The sequence below is a fragment of the Aminobacter sp. P4_H6_2 genome, from assembly GCF_056400805.1.
The window spans coordinates 1-4,762 of sequence record NZ_JBFUKO010000420.1 but is presented as its reverse complement, the minus strand read 5'-3'; the positions used below and the strand labels follow the sequence as shown (position 1 = coordinate 4,762).

4 protein-coding genes are annotated in these 4,762 nt (G+C 63.4%); 1 reads left to right on the top strand and 3 read right to left on the bottom strand.

Going from position 1 to position 4,762, the window contains the following annotated elements; genetic code table 11:
• Positions 1-10 precede the first annotated feature (10 nt).
• Complete coding sequence (locus AC1DUU_RS23300; RefSeq protein WP_476785757.1) at positions 11-1,471, top strand: amidohydrolase family protein; 1,461 nt, start codon at positions 11-13, stop codon at positions 1,469-1,471.
• A gap of 25 nt (positions 1,472-1,496) precedes the next feature.
• Here the strand turns inward: AC1DUU_RS23300 and AC1DUU_RS23295 are convergent, their stop codons facing one another.
• The 3 genes from AC1DUU_RS23295 to AC1DUU_RS23285 all read right to left on the bottom strand — a co-directional run.
• On the bottom strand, positions 1,497-2,939 hold the full coding sequence (locus AC1DUU_RS23295; RefSeq protein ID WP_476785756.1) for an amidohydrolase family protein: 1,443 nt from the start codon (positions 2,937-2,939) through the stop codon (positions 1,497-1,499).
• Positions 2,932-4,023, bottom strand: coding sequence for an amino acid ABC transporter permease (locus AC1DUU_RS23290; protein ID WP_476785755.1), 1,092 nt, complete (start codon positions 4,021-4,023; stop codon positions 2,932-2,934). Before AC1DUU_RS23290 ends, AC1DUU_RS23295 begins: the two co-directional genes overlap by 8 nt.
• Positions 4,020-4,762: ABC transporter permease subunit (locus AC1DUU_RS23285; RefSeq protein ID WP_476785754.1), on the bottom strand; the 743-nt coding region annotated here is incomplete at its 5' end. The genes AC1DUU_RS23285 and AC1DUU_RS23290, both read right to left, overlap by 4 nt.

The window sequence follows — 4,762 nt, the reverse complement described above, 5'->3', positions numbered from 1 at the left end:
TCCCGAAGACCTGACGCTCGGCCAGAGGCCGGCTGGCCGCACACTGATGACCGCCGACTGGCTGCTCGCTTATCATGGCGAAGGCCACTGCCTAGTGCCGCGCGGCGAGGTGGTGATCGAAGGGGGTGAGGTCATCTTCTCAGGTCGCCATTTCGACGGTGAAGTCGCCCGCCGCATCGACTTCGGCAGCGCCCTGATCAGCCCGGGGCTGGTCGACCTCGATGCGCTGTCGGACATCGACACTTATGTGCTCGTCCATGACAATCAGCCCGGATGGGCCAGGGGCCGCATCTGGCCACGCTCCTATGTCGACCGCGGACCCTACGAGATGTATTCTCCTGAAGAGCTGGCCTTTCAGAAGAAGTTCGCCTTTGGCCTTTCTCTGCTCAACGGTGTCACCTCCGCTGCACCCATAGCCTCGCTCTACTACCGCGAATGGGGCGAGACGGTCGCGGAGTTCGACGCTGCCGCGGATGCGGCAGGCGATCTCGGCCTGCGTGTCTTCTTGAGCCCAGCCTACCGCTCTGGCGGCATGGTGCTGGAAGCGCCCGGCAAGATCGTAGCTGACTTCGATGAGGCGAGGGGCCTAGCCGGTCTTGAGGATGCCATCGCCTTCATCGAGCGCCAGCACGGCCGGCATGGTGGGCTGGTCAACGGCATGCTCGCGCCCGATAGGGTCGAGACCTGCACCCTCACGGTCTTGCAGCGGACCATGGCGGCAGCGCGCGACCTCGACTGCCGGGTGCGACTGCACATGGCCCAGGGCAAGCTCGAGCTCGAAACCATGCACAAGCTGCATGGGGTCTCGGGGCCGCGCTGGATGGCCGATCATGGCCTGCTCAATGAGCGGCTGGTTACTCCGCATGGCACCCATGCTTCGCTGGAGGACTTGCAGCTCTACGCCGACGCTGGCGTGTCCATCGCCCATTCGCCGCTGGTGTCGGCCCGCATGGGCAGCACGCTGAACTCGTTCGCCTCATGCAGGAAGCTCGGCATCAACATCGGCATGGCGACTGACACCTCGCCGCCCGACATGCTGATGAACCTGCTCATGGGCCTCGTCGCGTGCCGGATCAGCGAGAAGGCGTCAGACGCCGTGCTGAGCAAGGATTTTTATGATGCGGCCACGCTCGGCGGTGCCAAGGCGCTCGGCCGAACCGACATCGGCCGTCTGTCAGCCGGCGCCAAGGCTGACATCTCGGTCTTCCGCCTCGACGATCCCTACATGACGCCGACGGTCGATCCGATCACCACGCTGGTGCTCGGTGGTTCGGGCAAGGTCACGCAGGCGGTGTTCGTCGACGGGCGGCTGTCGATGCTGGACGGCAAGCTCGCCGGCTTCGACATCCGTGCTGCGCGCGAGCAGGCGCAGCGGCAGTTCGAAGGGCTGATCGCCAAATACCCAGATCGCAGTTGGCAGCACCCGCCGGTGTCCGAGATTTTTTCGCCGAGTTACCCCATACTGACGTGATAGGGGCGAGGCGCTTCGCCTCGAACTAGCTTCCAATCACTGGCAGCGACTTTGGCGCCAGTTTGGCGATGTCGCGTCCACGTGGGTCATAGGTACCGGCGCGGGCGCAGGCCCAATCCTGCAACGACTGGATTTCCCTGACGGCCCCGTCGTAATCCAACTGCGTCGGCTTGCCCCGATCCACGGTCAGCCGTCCATCGACATATACTCGCTCAACTGCGCGCTCGGCGGCGCAGTGGAGCAGGCTGCGCAGCGGATCGTAGACCGGCCGCATGGTGGGCTGGTCGAGGTCGATCACCAGCAGGTCGGCCTTTGCGCCCATGCTCAGCCTGCCTATGTCGGAGCGGCCGAGCGCCCGAGCGCCGGCAAGCGTCGCAGCATCGACGATGTCGCCTGTGGTGATGTCGAACACGCTTTTTCCGCCGAGCCTAGAGCAGATCAGCGCCTGCCGCATCTCCTCCAGCATGTTGAACGGGTAGCTGTCGGTGCCGATGGCAACGTTCACGCCGCCGCGGCGATAGTCGCCCAGCGTCTCCAGCGCCATGCCGCTGCGGGCAAAGGTCACCGGACAATGCGCGACGGACGTTCCGCGCGCGGTCAGCGTTGCAAGGTCGTTGCGGGTCCGCTGCCGTGTCCAGGAATGGTGGTCCGCAAAGATGCAGTGGCCGAGAATGACGTCTTCACCAAGCACGCCGAGCTGGTCGAGATATTGCACTCCGGTCAGCCCGGTGCGGCGCAGCAGCTCTTCATGTTCGGCCATGGTCTGCGCGGTGTGGATCGTGATGCGCATGCCGCGTCGCCGCGCTTCGCCGGCGGCATCGACCAAAAGGTCCGGACGGCAGGTTTCAACCTGCGAGGGTGAGATAACGCCGTCCAGACGCCCGCTCGGATGCGCCCTTRCCCGGTCGACGAAATCCAGCGCCCGCGCGAAGGCGTCCCGGCCAGCCTTGTCGTCCCATTCGAAGTCGAGCCGGTGGCTGTCATGCACCACCCAGTTCGCCTGACGGAAACCCGGCGCAAGGTAGCCGCGCACGCCGCTTTGCGCGGCAATGTCGAGCCAGATGTCGTGAGCCCCTGCGATATCAAGAACGGTTGTCGCGCCAGAGCGCATGAGATCGCCCAGCATCACCGTCAGGCAGGCAGCGCGCGCGTCCTCGCCCCCGTCGATGACGCCGGAAAACTCGTACATGGCCTGGCCCCACAGAGCGGCGGTGCCGGCATCTTCGAAAATGCCCTTGGCCAGAGGCTCGTCATGCGAATGGCAGTGGATGTCGATCAGGCCGGGCATGACCATGCGCGACTTGCCCGACAGTTCCGTCGTCGCCTGGCCTTCGAAGCGTGTGCCGACGCAGAGCAAGCCTGTTTCGTCGAAGGCGACATCGCCGCCGTGGCGATAGACCTGGCGATCGCCCGCCGGGTCATAGGCAACAATGGTTTCGACGTCGCGAATGACCGTTATTTCAGTCATGACCCACCCTGAAACGTTTCTCGAGATAACGGCTGTATGCGCCCATGAGCGCGCTGAACACAAAGTAGACCACTGCCGCGAACACATAGCCCTCAAGCACGGCGATGCCTTGCCAGTTGGGATCGCGCAGCGCAGTGCGGACGGTGCTTAGAAAATCCAGCAGGCCTACAATGGTGACAAGTGTCGTGTCCTGGAAGAAGCCGATGAACAGCGACACCAGCGGAGGGATCACCATCTTGAGGGCCTGCGGGACGGTCACGAGCACGGTGTATTGCCAGTAGTAAAGTCCCAGTGCTTGAGCCGCTTCCGTTTGTCCACGCGGCAGGGCTTGCAGTCCCGCCCGCACGATCTCGGCAATGTAGGCGGCTGCAAAAAGGATGATTGCGACTTGCGCTCTCAGCAGTTTGTCGATGGTCATGCCTTCGGGCATGAACAGCGGCAGCATGACTGAGGCCATGAACAGGATGCTGATCAGGGGAACGYCGCGCACCAGCTCAATGAAGGTGACCGCCAGGATGCGAATTGCCGGAAGGCTGGACAAGCGCGCGAGCGCCAGCAGGATGCCAAGCGGCAGTGCGCAGACGAGCCCGACGAAGGTCAGCATGAAAGACAGCGGCAAGCCGCCCCATTGCGAAGTCGGCACTGGAGTGAGCCCAAACCCACCGCCGGCCATCAACAGGAACAGGATAGGCAGCAAAGCCACCCAGGCGATGAGCAGGGATCGCCCCCACAGACGCGGAATGCCCGAGACGGCCATGGCTGCGATGAACAACAGGCTCGCCAGCAGCGGCCGCCATTGCTCGTCGAAGGGGTAAATGCCGAACAGCATGTACCGCATCTTGGCGGCGAGATACGGCCAGCAAGCTCCTGAGCTTGCCTTGCAATTCTCGGGCGTGCCGTCGAATACCGCATCGAGCAGAAGCCAACTCACTGCCACCTTGGCGGCGAATGCGAGGACGGCGAGGCAGACCAGCGTCACGACCGTGTTAGCAGGCGTTCCGAAATAGGTTTTCGCCATCGAGTTATTGCGAGTAGGCGGGCGCATCATGCGCTGGTCGGTCACTGTCGCGGTACGATCGCTCATGACTGGCGCCCCTTCAGCGCGACATGCGCGTTGTACCAGTTCATCAGCATGGAAGTCGCAAGCGAGAGGAATAGATAGACCAGCATGAACAGCGCGATCGGCTCGATGGCCTGTCCGGTCTGGTTCATGATGTTGTTGGATACCATCACCAGGTCGGGATAGCCGATGGCAATCGCCAGCGAACTGTTCTTGAACGTCGTCACATAGACATTGGTCAGCGGTGGCACGATGATCCGCAGAGCCTGCGGGAGGATGACAAGCCGCATGGTCTGGCGGTCTGGCAGCCCTAGCGCCTGTGCAGCTTCGCGTTGGCCCTTGCCAATCGCAAGGATGCCGCTGCGCACGATTTCCGCCACGGTTGCGGAAGCACCGAGCGTCAGCCCGAGCAGCAGGGCGACAAACTCCGGCTTGAGATGCGAGCCGCCCGTCAGCCTAAACCGGCCGAGCTCCGGCCAGTCCAATTGGGCGCTGATGTCGAACGACACTGAGGCGATCAGGACCGGCGCAACAAGCAGCAAAAGTGCAATCGGCCAGCTCGGCTTTGTATTGCCAGTGGCAATGCGCCTGCGCTTTGCCATTCCCTGCCATGCAAAGGCGGCAGCCAGCCCCACACCGACCGCTACGGCGAGCGCCCAGAAACCGGAATTCCAGACGACTGCCGGGACAACCAGGCCGCTGTTCGACACGTAGACGCCCGGCAGAAGCGTGATCGCCTGCTTGACCGGCGGCAGCGTGAAGA